The 19,552-nt window shown below is 32.6% G+C and carries 23 protein-coding genes and 1 pseudogene; 17 read left to right on the top strand and 7 right to left on the bottom strand.

The genetic code is table 11. The features are described from left to right. The 5 genes and pseudogenes from M1D64_RS12880 (at position 1) to ychF (ending at position 6,595) form a co-directional block, all read left to right on the top strand. Positions 1-2,652, top strand: coding sequence for a DUF2309 domain-containing protein (locus tag M1D64_RS12880; protein ID WP_002484314.1), 2,652 nt, complete (start codon positions 1-3; stop codon positions 2,650-2,652). A 166-nt stretch (positions 2,653-2,818) separates the two neighbouring features. Further along, positions 2,819-3,188 (top strand): annotated as a pseudogene (locus tag M1D64_RS12875) (Na-translocating system protein MpsC family protein). Between the two features lie 1,187 nt (positions 3,189-4,375). After that, positions 4,376-5,254 (top strand): mechanosensitive ion channel family protein, encoded by an 879-nt coding sequence (locus tag M1D64_RS12870; RefSeq protein WP_037539157.1) that lies wholly within the window; start codon positions 4,376-4,378, stop codon positions 5,252-5,254. A gap of 28 nt (positions 5,255-5,282) precedes the next feature. Continuing rightward, a complete protein-coding gene (locus M1D64_RS12865) occupies positions 5,283-5,498 on the top strand; it encodes a DUF951 domain-containing protein (RefSeq protein WP_002484311.1) in 216 nt (71 codons plus the stop codon). After that, positions 5,498-6,595 carry a redox-regulated ATPase YchF gene (ychF, locus tag M1D64_RS12860; RefSeq protein WP_002484310.1) on the top strand — a complete coding sequence of 366 codons (1,098 nt, stop codon included), beginning with the start codon at positions 5,498-5,500 and terminating at the stop codon, positions 6,593-6,595. Before M1D64_RS12865 ends, ychF begins: the two co-directional genes overlap by 1 nt. Positions 6,596-6,756: 161 nt before the next feature. Here ychF and M1D64_RS12855 read toward each other — a convergent pair whose 3' ends face one another. Next, positions 6,757-7,563: a GH25 family lysozyme gene (locus M1D64_RS12855; RefSeq protein ID WP_002484309.1), complete on the bottom strand. Its 807-nt coding sequence runs from the start codon at positions 7,561-7,563 to the stop codon at positions 6,757-6,759. Positions 7,564-7,984: 421 nt separating this feature from the next. On the opposite strand from M1D64_RS12855, the gene rpsF reads away from it, so the two are divergent. From rpsF to rpsR, 3 genes are read left to right on the top strand one after another with little or no spacing between them, the layout of a single operon-like run. Then, positions 7,985-8,290, top strand: a complete 306-nt coding sequence (rpsF, locus tag M1D64_RS12850; protein WP_002484308.1) for a 30S ribosomal protein S6 — start codon at positions 7,985-7,987, stop codon at positions 8,288-8,290. Between the two features lie 18 nt (positions 8,291-8,308). Further along, entirely contained in the window at positions 8,309-8,821 is a 513-nt protein-coding gene (gene ssb, locus M1D64_RS12845; protein ID WP_002484307.1) for a single-stranded DNA-binding protein, read from the top strand. Positions 8,822-8,870: 49 nt separating this feature from the next. Continuing rightward, on the top strand, positions 8,871-9,113 hold the full coding sequence (rpsR, locus tag M1D64_RS12840; protein WP_002484306.1) for a 30S ribosomal protein S18: 243 nt from the start codon (positions 8,871-8,873) through the stop codon (positions 9,111-9,113). A 318-nt stretch (positions 9,114-9,431) separates the two neighbouring features. On the opposite strand, the gene M1D64_RS12835 is transcribed toward rpsR, so the two are convergent. From M1D64_RS12835 to M1D64_RS12810, 6 genes are all read right to left on the bottom strand, one after another. Next, positions 9,432-10,142, bottom strand: a complete 711-nt coding sequence (locus M1D64_RS12835; RefSeq protein ID WP_326024595.1) for a DUF3800 domain-containing protein — start codon at positions 10,140-10,142, stop codon at positions 9,432-9,434. A gap of 32 nt (positions 10,143-10,174) precedes the next feature. Continuing rightward, on the bottom strand, positions 10,175-11,392 hold the full coding sequence (locus M1D64_RS12830) for a tyrosine-type recombinase/integrase (protein WP_326024596.1): 1,218 nt from the start codon (positions 11,390-11,392) through the stop codon (positions 10,175-10,177). 164 nt (positions 11,393-11,556) lie between these two features. After that, positions 11,557-12,261 (bottom strand): type II toxin-antitoxin system PemK/MazF family toxin, encoded by a 705-nt coding sequence (locus M1D64_RS12825; RefSeq protein ID WP_129531136.1) that lies wholly within the window; start codon positions 12,259-12,261, stop codon positions 11,557-11,559. A gap of 187 nt (positions 12,262-12,448) precedes the next feature. After that, on the bottom strand, positions 12,449-12,658 hold the full coding sequence (locus M1D64_RS12820) for a hypothetical protein (RefSeq protein WP_129531135.1): 210 nt from the start codon (positions 12,656-12,658) through the stop codon (positions 12,449-12,451). A gap of 14 nt (positions 12,659-12,672) precedes the next feature. After that, positions 12,673-13,155, bottom strand: coding sequence for a hypothetical protein (locus M1D64_RS12815; protein ID WP_129531134.1), 483 nt, complete (start codon positions 13,153-13,155; stop codon positions 12,673-12,675). Between the two features lie 272 nt (positions 13,156-13,427). Next, complete coding sequence (locus M1D64_RS12810) at positions 13,428-14,132, bottom strand: helix-turn-helix domain-containing protein (RefSeq protein ID WP_129531133.1); 705 nt, start codon at positions 14,130-14,132, stop codon at positions 13,428-13,430. Between the two features lie 184 nt (positions 14,133-14,316). On the opposite strand from M1D64_RS12810, the gene M1D64_RS12805 reads away from it, so the two are divergent. The 9 genes from M1D64_RS12805 to M1D64_RS12765 all read left to right on the top strand — a co-directional run bounded on the left by M1D64_RS12805 (position 14,317) and on the right by M1D64_RS12765 (position 19,122). After that, positions 14,317-14,529, top strand: coding sequence for a helix-turn-helix domain-containing protein (locus tag M1D64_RS12805; RefSeq protein ID WP_129531132.1), 213 nt, complete (start codon positions 14,317-14,319; stop codon positions 14,527-14,529). Further along, entirely contained in the window at positions 14,529-14,801 is a 273-nt protein-coding gene (locus M1D64_RS12800) for a helix-turn-helix domain-containing protein (RefSeq protein WP_129531131.1), read from the top strand. The genes M1D64_RS12805 and M1D64_RS12800 overlap by 1 nt, the downstream gene beginning before the upstream one ends. Further along, positions 14,798-14,959 (top strand): hypothetical protein, encoded by a 162-nt coding sequence (locus tag M1D64_RS12795; RefSeq protein ID WP_164972279.1) that lies wholly within the window; start codon positions 14,798-14,800, stop codon positions 14,957-14,959. The genes M1D64_RS12800 and M1D64_RS12795 overlap by 4 nt, the downstream gene beginning before the upstream one ends. A gap of 1 nt (position 14,960) precedes the next feature. Next, the gene (locus M1D64_RS12790; protein WP_129531130.1) at positions 14,961-15,320 is read left to right on the top strand and encodes a pathogenicity island protein; all 360 of its coding nucleotides are present in this window, start codon (positions 14,961-14,963) and stop codon (positions 15,318-15,320) included. Continuing rightward, positions 15,321-15,659, top strand: a complete 339-nt coding sequence (locus M1D64_RS12785) for a hypothetical protein (protein WP_129531129.1) — start codon at positions 15,321-15,323, stop codon at positions 15,657-15,659. Positions 15,660-15,671: 12 nt separating this feature from the next. Next, the gene (locus M1D64_RS12780) at positions 15,672-15,980 is read left to right on the top strand and encodes a hypothetical protein (protein ID WP_480977514.1); all 309 of its coding nucleotides are present in this window, start codon (positions 15,672-15,674) and stop codon (positions 15,978-15,980) included. Positions 15,981-16,053: 73 nt separating this feature from the next. Next, positions 16,054-16,926 carry a primase alpha helix C-terminal domain-containing protein gene (locus M1D64_RS12775; protein WP_129531127.1) on the top strand — a complete coding sequence of 291 codons (873 nt, stop codon included), beginning with the start codon at positions 16,054-16,056 and terminating at the stop codon, positions 16,924-16,926. Between the two features lie 13 nt (positions 16,927-16,939). Further along, on the top strand, positions 16,940-18,439 hold the full coding sequence (locus M1D64_RS12770; RefSeq protein ID WP_129531126.1) for a DNA primase family protein: 1,500 nt from the start codon (positions 16,940-16,942) through the stop codon (positions 18,437-18,439). Positions 18,440-18,753: 314 nt separating this feature from the next. Beyond that, positions 18,754-19,122: a pathogenicity island protein gene (locus tag M1D64_RS12765; protein ID WP_129531125.1), complete on the top strand. Its 369-nt coding sequence runs from the start codon at positions 18,754-18,756 to the stop codon at positions 19,120-19,122. The last annotated feature ends 430 nt before the right edge of the window (positions 19,123-19,552 follow it).

The following is a 19,552-nucleotide window of genomic DNA, read 5'->3' as shown; positions in this document are numbered from 1 at the left end:
ATGGGCGTATCAAAGATAGAATCAACGCAAGCGTCGACATATATTGATGATATACATGATAAAGTTACACGTGCGAGTAACGTAATCGTACCATTGTCACCTATTTCAGTGTTCGCTGCTAGAAGTCCGTGGGCAAGGCTAGAACATAAATCATTTGATGAAATTGCCCATTGGCTAAAAGAAACGCGCAAAGTAGATATGTATCCTGCACGAATGACCATTTTGGAAGCCAATCAAAAAGGCGAAATTGATGATGCGTATGTAGAACAATTTTTTCAACAATGGTTAAATGATACCGCATTAAAGATTCCAAGAGAAAATGCAGCACAATATGGCCGTAACGCATTGAAATTGGAGACGTTGGAAACACCTACGGATATTAAATCGCAGCTAGAAGCGTTAGCTAGTGATTTAAATGAACAGGTCAAATTTGAATCTGAAAATACTGTACCGTTAAAGAGTACATACATTTTAGATGAAAAAAATGAACGACTGATTGATACGGTGGATTACCATACGATTAAGTGGTGTAAATTATATATTGATGATGCACAATCTGGATGGACAATGCCAAATCGTGACAAGGGATTATTCTATGCTTGGCGTAGATTAGTAGCGTATGATCCTGCGTTAACCAAAGATCAACGCGCACGTTTAAAATCATTACCTAATGAGGCAGAGGATTTAATGCAACAAGCATTAAGCTATTTAAATATCTCAGAGGCAGACGCGCAAACATATTTAGAAAATCACTTACTATCTTTACCTGGTTGGGCTGGCATGATGCTATGGCAAGATGAACATAATCACAAAGTGCATGACTTACTTTTTTCTTATCTTGCTATCCGTATTGCTATGGAATGGGCAATTGTTGAGCCATATTTGCCTGTATCACAGCCTGAAGATTTAAATGATATGAATAAAGAAGAGCTGATTGCATCATGGATCCAGTGGGGCAATTTTTCAATGCAATCTTGGAAAGCTCTATCTATCGAAGCACAACAAGCACATATTCAATTTGCGTATCGATTCAATGAACAATTTTGTAGAAAATTATGGTTAGACGCTTGGGAAGCGACTTATAATCAACAATTGAAAGCAATGATCGGACCGAAATCAAGCGTTGAGGCTGAACAACAATCACAAACATTAGTACAAATGGCATTTTGTATTGATGTGCGTTCTGAACCGTTTAGGAAGCACATTGAAGCTAATGGTCCATTTGAAACTATTGGTATAGCTGGATTTTTCGGTTTACCAATCGAAAAAGCGGAACTGGGTAAAAAGTATAGTCATCCATCATTACCTGTAATGAACCAGCCACAGCATAAAATTAAAGAATATACTCATGAGCACGAGCCTAATGCATTCCAACAACGTAAACATGCATTAGAATCAGTGACGTATACATTTAAAAAAATGAAACAAAATGTCTTGCCTAGCTTACTATTACCAGAATTAAGTGGTCCGTGGTTATCGCTACAAATGTTTACACGTAGTTTTATACCGAAAAGTGTTGGCAGTGTTATTCGAAAATTTTATACAAGTTGGTTAAAGAAACCCAATGATACTGCATTGACTTTAAATTATGAACCACAACATCAGCACAATCATCGCCACATACATTTGGAAGATGATTTGCCGGTTGGTTTTACAGATGAAGAAAAAGTGAACTACGCTCTACAAGCGCTCAAGTTGATGGACTTAACAGACGATTTCGCACCGTTAGTTGTCATGTGTGGACATGGAAGTCAGAGTGCCAATAATCCCTATGCAGCGTCATTAGATTGTGGTGCATGTGGTGGTGCGGCGAGTGGTTTTAATGCAAAAGTATTGGCGCAGTTATGTAATTTGCCAGAAGTGAGACAAGGTTTGTTGCAAGAAGGTGTAGCTATTCCTGAGACGACAATCTTCGCTGCTGCAGAACATCAAACTTCTATTGATACATTGACATGGATTTACGTACCTGAACTTACAGAAGCGGCACGTAATGCATATGAAAATATTGAAGCGGCAATGCCTAAAATTAGTTATCAAGCAAATAAAAAACGCCTCTCTCAATTGCCGAATAATAATTTAACTGATCGCAATCCGAATCATGAAGTGTATCGATTAACGAATGATTGGAGTGAAATTAGACCTGAATGGGGTCTAGCTAAAAATGCAGCGTTTATCATTGGTCAGCGTGAATTAACTAAACAGAGTGATTTAGCAGGAAGAGCATTTTTGCATAATTATAATTGGAAAAACGATGAAAATGGCACTATTTTAGAAAATATTATTGCGGGTCCAGCACTTGTAGCGCAATGGATTAACTTACAATATTACGCATCTACGGTTGCGCCGCACTATTACGGAAGTGGTAGTAAAACAACGCAATCAGTGACTGCAGGTATCGGCGTGATGCAAGGTAATGCAAGTGATTTATTGACCGGTTTACCATGGCAATCCGTGATGTCAGCAGATAATAAGATGTATCATTCACCGATTAGATTAGTTGTTGTAATCCAAGCACCACAAGCCTTTATTAGTCGGTTATTAGAAAATGATGAAACATTTAAGCAGAAAGTCATGCATGGTTGGGTTCGTTTAGCAAGTGTTGACGAAGACAATCACTGGCATGAATGGTCAAACGCGGTTAAAAAAGCTTAGTTAAAGCAAATTGAACATGATGGATCATAGCATTTGTTAACGTATGACAACCAATGTTATTTCCTAGGGAATATGACAGAACTATGGAGAAAGTGATTAAAAAATGGTACTGTTATCTTTGTTAAAATGAATTTCTAATTTTAGTTCTACAGGAGATGCATATTTTATGAAAATGACCAAAGGTCGCTATGAGTCTGAAATCAGCAAAGCAATTACCCAATGGGAAAAAGACTTCCTTGGCCGGGGCTCTCTGTCAGTTAAAACGGATATATTACGTAACATGATTATTGTGAGTTTACATGGCGTATTGACTCAAGCAGAGTACAAAGTGTGTGAAACGAATGAAGGTTTGTTAACTATAAAAAAAAACACGTTCTAAACTGGTTGAATCTGGTATTGAAGCGCTTGATGAAATCGTGCTGTCTATAACAGGCGAAAAAGTGAAAAGTTTTCATACAGATTTAAGTTCTAGAACAGGTGAAAGAATTATCATTTTTAAATTGCATAACGATTTAGAAAAACAAATTATTGAATAATGGAAACAAACATGAAACCGAAAATACACATGTCATTTATTGAAATATGAGGATAAATGATGTGTGTTTTTTACATGGAATGCGCATGGCGTCGGGTAATCAGCAAAGGCATTTGTATTATCAGTAGTTTTAATTTTAAAGGGCTGCAGAGACAGTATAAGTAATATAAGATACAAAACACGCACATACCGTTGTAAGGGACAGTATGTGCGCTTGGTTCATTACTCATAAATGTTAGAAAGTGCAATACATTAAAGTAATAACTTATCATATAAATTTGGGTGTTAAAGCTTCATAATCTTTAATTAAGATTCTTTTATTAAGATATAACAATCGTGCTCAAATCGTGCTCAAAATCAATTATTAGATTGTAAACTAAATACAGTTTGAGTTTGTGTTCTTAACATGCGTAAAGGACGCTCATCATGTATGTAGTTTGGGTTTGGTGCACAACAACGACAACGAAAGGATTCATGTAAAGCAGTGCTCAAATTATTTTAAAAGCGACTTGAAAATGAGTTCAATAATGTTTTCAATCATTCAAACCCCTTCTTCATAAATTGTACGTAACAACTTGTGCGTTATTCAATTTGGTCTAGGATTAAAAAAAGAATTTGTTCTACTAAGTTAGCTAGTATACGACCCACCTCCTTTATTTGAATATTATAACAATTTAATATTTTTTTGTAGCAAAATGCCTAGATGTATAAAAATAATGTTAGAATGTTAATATTATATATTTATTAAAATCCAATTATATTTAATTTGATTATTTAAGTTCATGAGTGTGGGTCATTAAATATAATAAAATTAATATAGTCCTCAGGATATTTGAATGAATGCGTTTAAATCTTATAGGAGTTATAAATTAATTAAAAAGACTTGAATTATATAGGTTTAATATAGTAATATCACTAATTGGGTGTTAAAGAATCATAATTTTTAATTATGGTTCTTTTTCTTTTGTCTTTTTTTAAGTATAAATATTAAAAAATGTATCTAGCATTGCTAAAATACTTTGCTAAAGCCTATATTTTTAATAAACTAGAAAAGGTTAAACTTTATATATGCATAAGCAATGCGTCCCCTTGTTCATTTTTGTAAACTAAAGCGCAAGTTGGATTTGTTTCATTGCTAAAATGAGTATAATACAGTGATAAAGAGACTTATATTAGGAGGGAATATGGTTGGGTCAAATTAAAAGTATCCTATATTCAATTATAGAACCTTTAACAAAGCCGGAAACGTATCAAGCTTTACTATCTAATCTGATTATGATTATTGTATACGTTGTCGCGGCATGGATTATTTTGCGTTTTGTGAATAAAGCCATTGCGCAGTTCTTTAAAATTCAAAATAAAGGCAAAAGTGGGAATAAAAAGCGTTCGAAAACTTTGATATCATTAGTTCAAAATGTAGTATCTTATGTGGTATGGTTTATAGTACTGACGACCATTTTAAGTAAATTCGGTATAAGCGTAGGTGGCATTATTGCCAGTGCGGGTGTCGTTGGTCTTGCAGTAGGTTTTGGTGCTCAAACTATTGTTAAAGATATTATTACAGGTTTCTTCATTATTTTCGAAAATCAGTTTGATGTTGGGGATTATGTTAAAATTAGTAATAGTGGTTCTCCCGTGGCAGAAGGCACAGTGAAATCGATTGGTTTAAGATCAATGCGCATTAATACCATTACAGGTGAATTAACAACGCTACCGAATGGGAGTGTTGGGGAAATTACCAATTACTCAGTTATAAATGGTGAGGCAATTGTTGAAATTCCAGTATCTATTTCAGAAGACATTGATTATGTGGAAGAAGTACTGACGACATATTTTGAATCTATTAGATCTAAATATTACTTATTTATCTCGACACCAGAAGTAGTAGGTGTTAATTCGATTACAAATAACGAAATCGTATTGAGTGTGTCTGCAGAGACAATTCCAGGCGAAGGTGCGTCAGGTGCGCGTATTTTAAGAAAAGAAATCTTGAAATTATTTAAACTTAAAGAAATTAAAACACCACAGCCAACGATGGTACAGTACGATGCGAACCAGCAAAAATAATGATTAAGACGGTCGGAGGTGTTACAGAATGACATCCAATTACGGTTTAAATGATATTGTAGAAATGAAAAAACAACACGCATGTGGCACGAATCGTTTTAAAATCATTCGTGTAGGTGCTGACATCCGAATAAAATGTGAAAATTGTCAAAGAAGTATCATGATTCCAAGACAAACTTTTAATAAAAAAATAAAAAAAATACTAGTATCCCAACAAGATACTGATAATAAGGAGAATGAATAATGGCTTTAACAGCAGGTATTGTTGGATTGCCCAACGTAGGTAAATCGACACTTTTCAATGCAATTACAAAAGCAGGTGCTTTAGCAGCAAACTATCCGTTCGCTACGATAGATCCGAACGTAGGGATTGTCGAAGTACCAGATAGCAGATTAGATGTTTTAACGAAGATGGTACAACCTAAAAAGACAATTCCAACAACATTTGAATTCACTGATATTGCAGGTATTGTTAAAGGCGCTTCAAAAGGTGAAGGACTAGGTAACAAATTCTTATCTCACATTCGTGAAGTAGATGCGATTTGCCAAGTCGTTCGTGCATTTGATGATGATAATGTAACGCATGTTTCAGGTCGTGTAGATCCAATTGATGACATTGAAGTCATTAACATGGAATTGGTGTTAGCGGATTTAGAATCTGTAGACAAACGTTTACCAAAAGTGGAGAAAATGGCACGCCAAAAAGATAAAGATGCGGTTAATGAAACACGTATTTTATCAAGAATTAAAGAAGCTTTAGAAGAAGGCAATCCAGTAAGAAGTCTGGAATTCACAGAAGAAGATCAAAAATTTATCGACCAAGCACAGTTGTTAACATCTAAAAAAATGCTTTATATTGCTAACGTAGGTGAAGATGAAATCGGCGATGACGATAATGAAAAAGTAAAACTTATTCGTGAATATGCAGCAAAAGAAGATTCAGAAGTGATTGTCATTAGCGCAAAAATTGAAGAAGAGATTGCTGTCTTAGAAGATGAAGATCGCGAAATGTTCTTAGAAGACTTAGGCATTGAAGAGCCAGGTTTAGATCGTTTAATTCGTACAACTTATGACTTGCTAGGTTTGGCAACATACTTTACAGCCGGTGTACAAGAAGTGCGCGCTTGGACGTTTATTAAAGGAATGACAGCACCACAATGCGCGGGTATTATTCATACAGACTTTGAGCGAGGTTTTATTCGTGCCGAAGTAACGAGCTATGACGATTACGTGGCATTCGATGGTGAAAATGGCGCTAAAGAAGCAGGAAAACAACGTCTAGAAGGTAAAGAATATATTATGAAAGACGGAGACATTGTACACTTTAGATTTAATGTATAAGATACAAAGCAACCCCTCATTACAACGAGTAATGAGGGGTTTTGCTAATCTGTATATTTATGTGAGTGACATGCGGTGTGCTTCAATTTGAGGTGTTAAAATTAGAAGTACAGCGTTGATAAAGAAAACGCACTTTTAAAATAACATCAAGGTTAAAATTTTTACGAAGTGAACCAAGATGTTTCGACACCAGGTCCTACATAATTTGCATCAACATCTTGATTTAATTCAGGAGATGCATAGCTATCTGTATATTGCCAGAGGACGTGTTCACGTGTAGGTTGACCTGGATTATAATTTGCCAACCAGTAACCATCATATTGACCTACAGAATTAGAAGCATTTTCTACCATGAAATTTTCATAAGAATAAAATAATACTTTTTTATCGCCAGCTAATCCTTTCATTTCATCATACCAAGCGTCTGTGCTTTCTTCAGGCGTACCAGAAGTTACAGTATTTTCTTCAAAATCGTTGATATAGAAACTCGCTTTTGGAGCGCGATTGTAAAGTGTCTGCGCTTCGTATCTTGCGTCGTCAGGATTTTCATACATACTATAGGAATATACACCAAAGTCTAAACCGTTTTTATCTAATAAAGCAGAATTGTGCTCTAATGCAGCATCCACTTTTTCTGAACCATATTGTGCTCTTATAATAATGAAATCGTAATTTTCTTTTAAGTCTTTGACTTCTTGTGTCGTTAACTCACCTTGCCATTCAGATATATCCAACACACGTTCACCAGATTGCGTTGTTCCAGATTCGGCTTGCATGGATTTAGAGCCACTTTCTTGTTTTTGTTGAGACGCTTTATCTGGATGCTTTTCTAAATATTGTTGATAGCCATAACCCATTGTACCTTTTTGGTTAGAAGGGTTATCGGAGGCGTAAGTTGTATTGATAATGACCGTTGATGCAAAAAATACACTTCCTGCAAGTAAGCCTTTTTTGAATTTTGAAAACATAAGCATCCCCTTTATCTATGTAGATTATTGAAATTTATTTTGAAAAATAGTAAATATGACATCAAAAAATAATATAGTTGATATGCTATTAGAATTAAATATACTTTTCAACCTTACCTTAAAAGATATTTAAATTTTATTGATATTAATTAGTATTTGAATAATGATTTAATTTGAAAATATAATCGTAAAAGATGTCATGTTTATTTAACTTGAATGCTTTGATAGATATCGTGAATGATTAAATTTCATAATGTTTCATATGAAACAACTATGAAATTTAACGTGCTATAACGTGGTAAACCCATTGTAAAATGTAAAGGCATGTGCTATAATTCTTGATTGTGAGTAATGAAAATTATTCCTTGCTTATCACATTTGATGATGAGCCGCATAGACCACAAGGAGGTGCAATTATACAATGAGAACATATGAAGTTATGTACATCGTTCGTCCGAATATCGAAGAAGATGCTAAAAAAGCAGTCGTTGAACGTTTCAACGGAATTTTAGCTTCTCACGGTTCAGAAGTTTTAGAAGCTAAAGACTGGGGCAAACGCCGTTTAGCTTATGAAATTAACGATTTCAGTGAAGGTTACTACAATATCGTACGTATCCAAACAGCTGATAATGAAGCTACTGACGAATTCCAACGTTTAGCTAAAATTTCTGACGATGTAATCCGTTATATCGTAATTCGTGAAGACGAAGATAAAACTAGAAAATAATAGATGGGGGTCGCTTAAATGATAAATAGAGTTGTTTTAGTCGGTCGTTTAACTAAAGATCCAGAATATAGAACAACACCCTCAGGCGTGAGTGTTGCGACTTTTACTCTAGCAGTAAATCGTACGTTTACAAATGCGCAAGGGGAACGCGAAGCGGATTTCATTAACTGTGTCGTTTTTAGAAAACAAGCAGAGAATGTTAACAACTACTTATTTAAAGGTAGTTTAGCTGGCGTTGACGGTCGCATTCAATCACGTAGCTATGAAAACCAAGAAGGTCGTCGTATATTTGTGACTGAAGTGGTTTGTGATAGTGTTCAATTCCTTGAACCTAAAAATCAAAACCAACGTCATGGTCAAGAAGGAAATAACAATAATTTCCAAAACTTTGGCGGACAACAATCAGGACAAAATACGTCATCTTATCAAAGTAATAACAACAATAACTCATCAAACAATAATCAATCTGATAACCCATTTGCAAATGCAAACGGACCAATTGATATTAGTGATGATGACTTACCATTCTAATTATATAGAACATATAAAAATGAAAATTTCTTAAAAGGAGGCAGTTACCATGGCAGGTGGCCCAAGAAGAGGCGGACGTCGTCGTAAAAAAGTTTGTTATTTCACAGCAAACGGAATTACACACATCGACTATAAAGATACAGAATTATTAAAACGTTTTATCTCAGAACGTGGTAAAATTTTACCACGTCGTGTAACAGGTACTTCAGCTAAATATCAACGTATGTTGACATTAGCTATTAAACGTTCTCGTCATATGGCATTATTACCATATGTTAAAGAAGAACAATAATAGATATTGTATCTGAAAACCCCGTAGGCATATACCTACGGGGTTATTTTTGTGTGTTTGAAATTGGGAAAGTTCGCAAAAAATTCGCAGAGTGTGAGAATTTATGGAATTTTGAGCATAAAAAAGAGGCAACTGTCGTAACAGTTAACCTCATAGATTCTTATGTATAATTGGTATCCTCAACTCTACTGTGGCTATCTTACAGATAGCTTATGAAGGCCGTCATTTTACGGCTAAACCACACATAATAGAGAATTATGAGTAATACCTTGTATATATAATATCATGATACTATACATTTAACAACCAAAATGTTTATTAGTGGGGTCTTCTGTATTCCGATTTAGAGCGTGGAAAGTTTGTAGTATTTATAATTCTTTCTTTTAAAATTTTGAATAGGTCTAGATACTTTGATTTCACTTCGAGAGTGTGAGTTTTGTTTGCATTCATATAGTTAGTTGCGTAACTATATATAAGATTATTAAAGACATCTGCAACTTGAACTAAATCACTGTTTTCAGAATTAACATACTGTACATCAATAGTATTTATGCGCGTTTCTGCAAATAATTCGGTATCTAGATAGTTTTGTAAATCTTTTAGTTTTTTGACCGATTTGTTTCGTTCGTCTAACATTAAACATATAGAATCTAATCCATCTGGATAGTTATCTTTAAAAAAGATACCAATTAAATAGTTGTATGTTACGTGTGGATTACTTCTAAGACGTTCTGTTAAATAGTGGTTGTCAACCACTGTATAGTGGAATGTGATGTCCGTTTTATCTACCAATTGTTTGAAAATGTGTTGCTTCATGTCTATCGGCATTTCAGAACCCTTGATCTCACTTTTGATATCTAAGTTTAGATTATTGTGTTTTAAATAATCTTGCTTTGCTTTTCTAAACACCCTTTTTACTTTCTTTTTTTGCGATGTTGATATCATACCGATGATAAAATATTTACACCTAAAGTAATTAGATTGGGAAATTGAACCTGATTCATCGCCATAAAAAGTCTTATGCATCATAATTTTTACCTACTTTTATCTCGTTTCTTATTTTATATTATATCAATATTTTCTAGTTTGTTCATCATATCTTTAGCCATCTGATCTGTAACATGGGTGTATATCTCTAGCGTGGTTTTGTAGTCACTGTGACCAACTCTATCTTGTATAGCTTTTAGGTTTATCCCTAACTGCGCAAGTGTAGATATGTGTGTATGACGTAATGTGTGCGTTGTGACACGCTTGTTAATCGAACTAATATCAGTTGCTTCTTTAATTATATTGTTCACCTTGTTTAAGTCAATAGGGCTACCAGCAGTATTAGTGAATATATAACCTCTATCTATAAATTTATCATTCCACTGATTCTCTTTTTTATTTTCTAACATGAGTGTTTTAAGTAAATTAATACTATGGGTTGTGAGCCCGATTGTTCGATAACTCTTACTTGTCTTAGTTGTTTCTTTTACGCCAAATGCTCCAGTTTCTGCATCAGTAACCCAATTTATTGTGCCATCAATCTCTAGTGTTTTATTCTCTACGTCTACATTGTCTGTCTTGATTGCAAGTAACTCGCCAATGCGCATGCCATTGTTAATTTGAAACTCTACTAATGCTTTTACCATTTCATAATTACGTTTACGTGTAGCGTGGCTCTTATGTTTAATTAGATAGTCGAAGCACTCTAGTAATTCCTTTACTTCACTATCTTCTAAGTAGTTATTGCGTTTAGCTTGTAGTTCATTTCTAGTTTTTGCTTTCTTAGGTATATCTATTTTATCTAAAATACTAATATCGTGCAGATCATAATATTTAAACGCATATTTGAAAACGGAACGAATAACAATAACAAGAGATTGAACATGGCCAATGCTATGTAATTTAGCCCATTCATTAATGATGTCTTGTAAGTAGGCGTGCGTAATCTTACTGATGAGTACTTTACTATCAATAGCACTTTTGACTGTATTAACATTACTTGTCTTTTCTTTAATAGTCGTTGGCTTTGAGCCTGAATGTGTCATGTAATGCTCTAACCATTCATTGCACGCATCGTGAAACGTTAAGTTTTCAAGTTGTTTCGTACTATTATGTTTAAGACGTTGCTCAATTATTTTATTTAACTCTAATTGAGCATCCTTCTGACTGCGTACATTGTTCTTGTTACGTGTAACTGATACTGTTTTATACTTACCAGTTAAAGGGTCTGTATAGCGCTCTAAATAGCGATAGGCTGTACTGTTGTTTTTCGTAATTTCACGCACCCACATTTGTTATCCCTCCTTAAAAGATATTTAAATAAAAAAAAGAGGCCAGATGACGTATCATCTGACCTTCAGCTAAAATGCTGAGAATATGTCATTCTTCAAGAGAATGAAGCCGGAATGGTTACCGGGAATTTGTAAATTAATTATATCAGATGTAATGTTGCTATTCAATTAGAAAAGAACTTTATCTTTAATTGATTTTCGATTTCATTCATATCGTCTTCTAAAATTATTATTGTTCCAGTAGGGTCAGAATCATTTATTTTACTTATACGTCTTTTGCTTATCGTTGTAATAGCTGAGATGTTGGCGTATGTGTCTTTTCCTTTATGATTAGAATAAATACCTACCACTGTTTCTAGTTCACTAGCTTTTTGGTTTAAGTCAGACAAGAGTTTTTTATCTTCGGGAGTAAATTTATTTTCAGTACCAATATATTTTTCAGCTAACGTTTGTACTTTACTACTGGTGTTAATAATTTGATTTTTTAAATCAGTTGCTGTTAAATTTAAAACCGAATTTTTTAACTTCAAATAATTTTTATTACCTTTGGAAGAGAGTGGAACGATTGTAACGGTTTCTTTTCCCTTATTATCTTTGTTATCTAATATTACACAGAAGTGGTTACCAGAAAACTCACTACCAATATTACTCCCTAATTTTACATATACAACTGTGCCTCTACTATACGATTTATAAAACCTCTTCTTATTGCTTGTAACATCGCTATGTATAGCACTTGAGTAAAAATCTAGCCAATGAGGCATGTATATAACTTTCATGTTTTTACTATGTGATTTTGAATAAGCATGTTTTAGTTTGTTGTTTGATGCATTTAATTTACTATTTGCTTTATTGATATTCTTGGCCATTAAATAGTGTTCTCCTAATCATTTTATTTTATTCTACCTTCTTTAAGCCTAAAACTAAAACGAGCAAAACTGGTGCTAAAATAATAGGCATAAAAATCCCCATAATTAAGCAAGATATTAGCAAGAATAGACTGAGTTTATCAATCTTGTACTTACCGAACTTCATAAAATCCCTCCGTTAATACTCTTATAAATCGCTTTCTCTAATGAAAATGTGTTGTTCTATAAAATCAATTGCTGGTCTTATCTTGATATAGCGCTTGTGCCCTCTACCAAATCTATACATACATTCTTCTTGGAATGACATGTTAGAAAAAACTTTTTCTTCTAAATCATCTTTCGAAATACCACTTACTTTTACAAATTCTTTAGCATCTGCAAAACCTATATAATCCATGATATCCCTCCGATTTACTTATCAGCAATTTTAGTTAGTAATTCAATTATTTGTTCGTTTTGATTAATGATTTTCTCTTGATTTTGCTTTTGTTGGTCAATTTCGTGTAACATAGCATAATTTTGATCTACGATATCATTCAAAAAACTAACCATATATATTTCTGGAGAATTTCTACCAGAATTCAAAATTGTGTTTAGCCACTTATTACCATGTCCGTACATTTGGTGCTGCTTTAAATAATTAGCAATCATTTTTGTATTGTCACTAAAATTATTTAAACCCATTTTAGAAAAGTCATTATTGTCATTAATATTTATCTGAGAAGTTAATTCTTTAAAACGATTATTAAACATTGTCTTATCTTGTTTATATAATGCTATTAATTCTTTTTGTGCGTTAATATCTAGTATTTTCCATTTTTCTCTATCTTCTTTGTTTAATTTCCCTTTAATTGAACCTGATACAAAGGCTTCCTTAGTAGTTAAGTTTGTCATTTAAAAACTCCCCTTATATATGAATAATTAATTTATGATCAGCAGGATAATTAATTATTTAATGTATTATATAACCCACAACCTTAAAATAGGCGTACGTGTGCTAGGACACGTAGTAGGTGAAATTATTTGTTCTTTTTATTATTACGTATAAACATCTTCTTTATATACAAATAACTATCTGGAAACACACTTAATATGAAGTCTATAATTTTAATTAGTGCGCTTAATATGTACTCCGCAGTAATGCTCCTTTGTATAAGTAATAGGTATTATTTATCGTATTTTTGTTTAAGAGTTTGAATATTATTATGATTCGAATACAATTGAACTTCTTTTTTATTTAATAAGGAAGTTCTATTAAAATCTGATAGTTTAGTTTTTAACTGATCTATATCGGAGCCTAAATTTTCAGTTTCTTGTTCTAATTTATTTAGTAGATAAGTATTAATTATGTCTCTTATTATTTGCTTGTCGAAGTTATCAAGACGAACCCCTCTAAAAAACTTTTCATTATGTGCATCGTTTAAGTGGTAGTAGAAATCATTTATAGCTATATCAAATTTTGATTGTTGTTCACTATTATTTTTATCGAGCCAAATAAGTTCGTTTTTATGTCTGTTTATATCTTGGGCAGTGTCTGCTTTGTTTTGCATATCATTATAAAATTCTTCGTAATTAGAAGTAATCTCTTCGCTACTTTCATCTTTTAAGTTACTATCTTCAGCGTCTATAAAAGAATTTAATAACTGAATTACAGACTTTCTAATCTCTTCATCACTAATAATCTCATTAGTTTTTAAATAGTTTTCTACACCTAATAGTAATAAGTAAATAGTTCTGATTGTAGGGAATTTTCTTTTGTTATTTTCTAGTTTACTAATATATGCATTTGATACTCCAGAGAGTTTTGCCAGATTATTTACAGAAATATTTTTGCTTAATCGGTAAGCCTTTAGAATTTCTGAAAATTTCATATTTTTCACCTCAAAACTAGTATAAAAGATAATGTATTACAATACAAACCATTTTTACTATTAACAATAAAATGAAAAGCTATTGACAGCTTTAAAGACGGATGATAAAGTTTTATTGTACTGTTAACAAGTACATAGTTATCGATAACTTTTTTTAAACTGATCAAAAGAAGGAGGGGTATTTATGAATAACAATTTGAGTTTATTAATGGGTAAACATCGTATCAGCGCATTGAAGTTGCATAAAATCACTGGTATTTCTAGGTCGTCTATTTATGGCTTGTATCACGAACGCACGGAGAATCCAGATACAAAAACAGTTATGAAGTTATGTGAATACTTTAATGTAACACCAAATGAATTTTTTGGAATTTCTGAAAATGAGGAGGTCAAATAATGGGAGCATACAAATTAAATGAAGAGCCAACAAAAGAAAATACGGTACTAGAGCCAGAGCAAGTAAAAGCACATCCAATTTACTGTGCACCTAAGAGCATTGGAGAGTTATTCGGTTTCAGTAGATCAACAACATCAAGGTTGTTGAATGAGTACAAAGAAAATGACAGAGGCGTAAAAGATATGTACCTAAGTCTCAGCAGTACTTTAGTAGTTATTAAAATAGAAAAGTTTGAAGAATGGTTAAAATTGAAAAACGGAGAGTGGTTATGATGGGATTGTACTCAATATTTATGATGTTTATTATTACAATTACAGTTTTAATTGCACTCATATTTAAGGATATTTATCTAGCAATAGTCATTTTTGGCTTATTAAGCATTATAGCCATACCAGTAGCAGACCAATACAAATTAAAAGGAGATAATTAAAATGAATAAATTAACTAAACAGGATTATAAAAATATTGAAAAGGTAGTAAGTTACGACCGTATTTTTAAAGATGAAAAATACACTAAAAAAATGATGGAACTATTGCAAAAACGTTACGACAAAGATGTATCAGTTATAAATAAGGAATGTCCTAATTTGAATGACGACGAGATTTCAGAAATTCTTGAGGATTATAGAAATTATAAAGAACTTGTGCAGGCCACAGAAATTTTCACAGATTTTTCTACTAATTATTCAGAATCGAATGTAAGTAAATTTATTACTAAAGATGATATAGAAGAATTAAAAACAGCTATTGAAGAAATGGAAAGTTTTGTTGGAAATATGGAGGTAAAGTAAATGATTAAAGAAATTTTAACTGCTATTGAAGAAATGGCAAGTTCATCTAATACAGTGTGTACTATAAGTGGTGAAATAGATAGACTTTCAGAGTTATCAGGCGTATTAAGTGAAAAGGTTAAAACTTACAGAGAAGTAGGCGACTATGAGGGTGCTAATGCAATTAGTGTCATATTGATTGATGATGTTAGATCAGAACTTGATGATTTATTTGAAAAATTTCACAAAGCTATGGAAATATTCGAACAAAAAGCGAAACGACTTAAAAACGTTTGTGCATTTTACGGTATAAATATTCAATTAGGTAAAGATGATAAGATTATACACTTTAATAGATAAAGGGGTAGGAAAATGAATGAATTAATCAATATCAAAGATGATTTAAACAATGGGAATTTAGAAAGAAAATTACAAACAGTTTTGAATTTAGTTTGTGACAGAATAACAGAGGATGAAGAAGCCGAGAAAATATTTGAAAAAGGTAAAGACTACTTCCTAGCTAATCAATCACGAGAATTTCAAGATTTTAACTTCATCGTTTCATCGACATTGAAAATGTTAGTAGATGAATTGGAATGCACAATAAAAGAAGTTAACAAGAGCATAGAAATAGCGCTATCTGAACAGTCGGCAAACTTACCAGATAACGCACAACAATAGAATGATTGTGTAAATCAATTCACATACATTCTACCAAATTTGAACAAGTATTTACAGAGGTAGGTGGAAAATATTGGTATTTGAGAAGATTCAACTTGAACACGATGCTGATGTCTCAGTTGTTGAGTACGAAAATTTAGATGCAGGATCATTCACACAATTTACTGAATGTACATGGAATGAATTAGTTAACCGATTGCAAGTACCTAAGATAAGTCAGAATAAGTATAGTCGTAATACTGCAATCTATGGAGATGTATCAGATGGTGTAGATAAATGTGGTAATCATAAAGAAAAATATCGTGAAGATAAAAATGTCATTCATCGAAACATTATTGTATTAGATTATGACGAGATAGCAGATTTTAGAGCGCTACACAACACAATTACAGAGCGATTGAACAACGTTGCATGGTTTTGGCATACTACTTTCAGTCACGTAACAGATGCGCCTAGAATACGGCTCTTAATACCTCTTAATGAGCCTGTAAGTGCAGGTGATTATAGAATTTATTCTAAAGTGGTTGCTAATAAGATAGGCCATAAAGTAGATGAAGGTAGCTTTCAACCTAGTCGTTGTATGGCATTGCCTGTTAAACCAAGTAAAGACCGTATGTACTTATATCGATACAATGATGCGCCTATTATTGATAAATCAACTTTAGATAAATGGTATCGAGAGATTGGTTATAAGACTAAAAATAATGCACCAAGTTTTAGTAAACGTGATGCATCTTACTGGCGTGATTTAGCCTTTGGAGTAAGTGAAGGAGAACGCAATCAATCACTTGCTTCGATTAGTGGTTATTTATTGCGCAGATATGTAGATGCTAACCTTGTATATGGTTTGGTATCAGCGTGGGCTAAAACATGTAATCCACCTATAGATCAAGGGGAAGTAAATCGAACATTTACCTCAATTTATAAGAAGCACAATCACAGCTAGAAAGGAGCTTTGTATGACGAAAGAGATTTCAAGTGTAACAGTTTTCGAAGAAATTGAAAAAAATCAAAAAGATGAAAGCATTCAGCAAAGATTAGAAAATATCGGTTTCCAAGAAAGACAAGATATGGAAAAAGTATGGGAAGCAGAAGGTAAAAAAGGACGTAAACCAAATACAATCGAACCCAATAGATGTGCATATCTACTAAGGCAAGAACTTAATTTTCTTTTGTTCGATAATGAAGAAAATACTAAACTATCGGTGTATTTAGAAGATGAGGGTATTTACACACAAAATGTTTTTACGATCAAAAAATTAATATCGTATATTGAACCGAAATTTAATAGTCGTAAAGCTGACGATGTAATTTATCATATTAAAAATAAGGCTCAAATTAGACCAAAAACAAATGCGCCACATCTAATTCCAGTTAAAAATGGAATATTTAACCAGAATACAAAACGTTTAGAGAGATTTACACCAGAATATGTTTTCACTACTAAAATTGACACAGATTATGTCCATAATCCTGTTAAGCCAACATTTGATAACTGGGATGTAGATGAATGGTTTGATGAAATTGCATGTCAAAATGGACAAGTTTCACATTTATTATGGCAAGTTGTTAGCGATTCTTTGAATGGTAACTATACCAGAAAGCAAGCCATTTTCATGGTAGGTGACGGGAATAATGCTAAAGGTACTTTTCAAGAAATGTTAATAAACTTAATTGGGAAAAGAAATATTGCAGCATTAAAAGTGAATGAATTTGACCAAAGATTTAAATTGAGTTTGCTTGAAGGTAAGACTGCTGTAATAGGTGATGATGTGCCTGTAGGTGTCTACATTGATGATGGTTCTAATTTCAAAAGTGTCATAACTGGTGACTATGTATTAATTGAGTTTAAAAACCAACAACCATATTCAGTTCAATTTAGATGTACTGTAATACAATCATCTAATGGAATGCCTAGATTTAAAGACAAAACTGATGCAGTGTTCAAAAGATTCGTGATAGTTCCTTTCAATGCTAATTTTAAGGGGGTTAATGAGAACAGAAAAATCAAAGATGAATATATAAAAGATCCCCAAGTTCTTGAATATATTTTGAACAAGGCTATTAATATGGACTTTGAGAAATTTGATATACCAGATATTTCGAAACGTATGTTAGATGAGTATAAGCAAGATATTAATCCAATTTATGACTTTAAGATAAATGTCTTTGATAATTGGCGATTACGTATCGTACCTAAATATATAGTTTATGGTTTCTACAAAAAATTCTGTGACGAAAACGGGTACAAGCCAGTTTCAAATAGGTCTTTCCATTCAGAATTTAAAAAGCTACTTCCTAACTATTGGAAAACAGATGGGCAAGCTCGAGTTACATGGGATGAATTGATTGATGAAATCGGAGACTTAAATCAAATGAGAGGGACGTATATAGATTTCCCTGCAAAAAATAAAAATGAAAAAGTATATATAAATGAAAATTTAGCAATAGTTAGTTAAATGCAACTGATGTAACCCAATGCAACTATAAAAATTGTTTTCGGTTACATCAATTTAACTTGATATATCAATGTTTATAGAGGTTTTGTAACCGAGTAACCGAAAAAAGATGAGTTACTGTATAAAAAATAAAAATGGTATTTAACAAAAATATAAAAGTAAGTAAATATTTCGGTTACAGTTACAAATTTATGTTTAACCCTTTAATATCAAGGCTTATAAGTGTAACCGAGATTTTTGGTTTTCGGTTACAGATTAATAAATTGAATGTAATTCTTTTGAACTAAATTTTAAATCAAAAAGGAGAATTGAATATGGTAGATTTAAAAAATGAAATATTGAAGTATTTAAAAGATAATTCTAGTGTATCTTTCGTCGAAATAGAACAAATATTTGATGCATTTGGTTATGAATATTGTGGAAATGTTGCATATTTAAGTAAAGAAAATGAAAATATCGTGTTTTGGGCTGGATGGACTGAAGAAGCCTTTAACATAATAAATGAACTAAGAGAAGATAAAGTTATTTTAATGGATACATGTGAGTTAGTTAATTATTTAGCATTTGGTAAAGTAATGAAGTTTCCAGTTGCATCAAAAGAAAGTGATGCTAAAGATAAAATGTGTTGGTTACCGGTTCAGTTTAATATCATTAACGGTAATCAGAATGAAGCTAAAGTATGAAATTAGATGGGGGTACCTATTTAGGTGCTCCCTTTTTGCTAGAAAATGTTGGTTTTTGTTGGGATGAAACACTGTTGTTATAAGGATATACAACATAGCAAATCCTAGCATTTATTAGAAAATACTAGATAAAAAGGGAATTTATGGAGGCCATAAAAAAGAAAAGTCGAGTTTTTCGAGTCCATAAAAGAGAATAATCGGCATTTTCGGCAGCCATAAAAGAGAGAATAGTGATTATTGTAGTATAAGAGCGTATCTGATCGATTAAAAGTATTTGTAAATATGAGCAAATGATAGCTTTATATGTTGGCAAATGTAGGCATAAAACTTCTCTAATTGTTGGAAAATGTGAGTGTATCACTGCCCTAATTTAAGGCACAGGTTAGATAGATAGAGCTATAGATTGAATTAAGAGGAGGACGATTCATTT

Source organism: Staphylococcus sp. Z5-21, from assembly GCF_056529615.1.
Note: the sequence above shows the minus strand (reverse complement) of the source record. Positions and strands in the feature narration are given on the sequence as shown.

Coding starts and splice junctions, on each gene's coding strand:
- rpsF (WP_002484308.1), top strand. CDS start 7,985: ATGAGAACATATGAAGTTATGTACATCGTTCGTCCGAATATCGAAGAA.
- ychF (WP_002484310.1), top strand. CDS start 5,498: ATGGCTTTAACAGCAGGTATTGTTGGATTGCCCAACGTAGGTAAATCG.
- M1D64_RS12790 (WP_129531130.1), top strand. CDS start 14,961: ATGAATAAATTAACTAAACAGGATTATAAAAATATTGAAAAGGTAGTA.
- M1D64_RS12770 (WP_129531126.1), top strand. CDS start 16,940: ATGACGAAAGAGATTTCAAGTGTAACAGTTTTCGAAGAAATTGAAAAA.
- M1D64_RS12765 (WP_129531125.1), top strand. CDS start 18,754: ATGGTAGATTTAAAAAATGAAATATTGAAGTATTTAAAAGATAATTCT.
- ssb (WP_002484307.1), top strand. CDS start 8,309: ATGATAAATAGAGTTGTTTTAGTCGGTCGTTTAACTAAAGATCCAGAA.
- M1D64_RS12795 (WP_164972279.1), top strand. CDS start 14,798: ATGATGGGATTGTACTCAATATTTATGATGTTTATTATTACAATTACA.
- M1D64_RS12785 (WP_129531129.1), top strand. CDS start 15,321: ATGATTAAAGAAATTTTAACTGCTATTGAAGAAATGGCAAGTTCATCT.
- M1D64_RS12855 (WP_002484309.1), bottom strand. CDS start 7,563: ATGTTTTCAAAATTCAAAAAAGGCTTACTTGCAGGAAGTGTATTTTTT.
- M1D64_RS12815 (WP_129531134.1), bottom strand. CDS start 13,155: ATGACAAACTTAACTACTAAGGAAGCCTTTGTATCAGGTTCAATTAAA.
- M1D64_RS12880 (WP_002484314.1), top strand. CDS start 1: ATGGGCGTATCAAAGATAGAATCAACGCAAGCGTCGACATATATTGAT.
- M1D64_RS12780 (WP_480977514.1), top strand. CDS start 15,672: ATGAATGAATTAATCAATATCAAAGATGATTTAAACAATGGGAATTTA.
- M1D64_RS12830 (WP_326024596.1), bottom strand. CDS start 11,392: ATGTGGGTGCGTGAAATTACGAAAAACAACAGTACAGCCTATCGCTAT.
- M1D64_RS12825 (WP_129531136.1), bottom strand. CDS start 12,261: ATGGCCAAGAATATCAATAAAGCAAATAGTAAATTAAATGCATCAAAC.
- M1D64_RS12800 (WP_129531131.1), top strand. CDS start 14,529: ATGGGAGCATACAAATTAAATGAAGAGCCAACAAAAGAAAATACGGTA.
- M1D64_RS12805 (WP_129531132.1), top strand. CDS start 14,317: ATGAATAACAATTTGAGTTTATTAATGGGTAAACATCGTATCAGCGCA.
- M1D64_RS12835 (WP_326024595.1), bottom strand. CDS start 10,142: ATGATGCATAAGACTTTTTATGGCGATGAATCAGGTTCAATTTCCCAA.
- rpsR (WP_002484306.1), top strand. CDS start 8,871: ATGGCAGGTGGCCCAAGAAGAGGCGGACGTCGTCGTAAAAAAGTTTGT.
- M1D64_RS12865 (WP_002484311.1), top strand. CDS start 5,283: ATGACATCCAATTACGGTTTAAATGATATTGTAGAAATGAAAAAACAA.
- M1D64_RS12810 (WP_129531133.1), bottom strand. CDS start 14,132: ATGAAATTTTCAGAAATTCTAAAGGCTTACCGATTAAGCAAAAATATT.
- M1D64_RS12820 (WP_129531135.1), bottom strand. CDS start 12,658: ATGGATTATATAGGTTTTGCAGATGCTAAAGAATTTGTAAAAGTAAGT.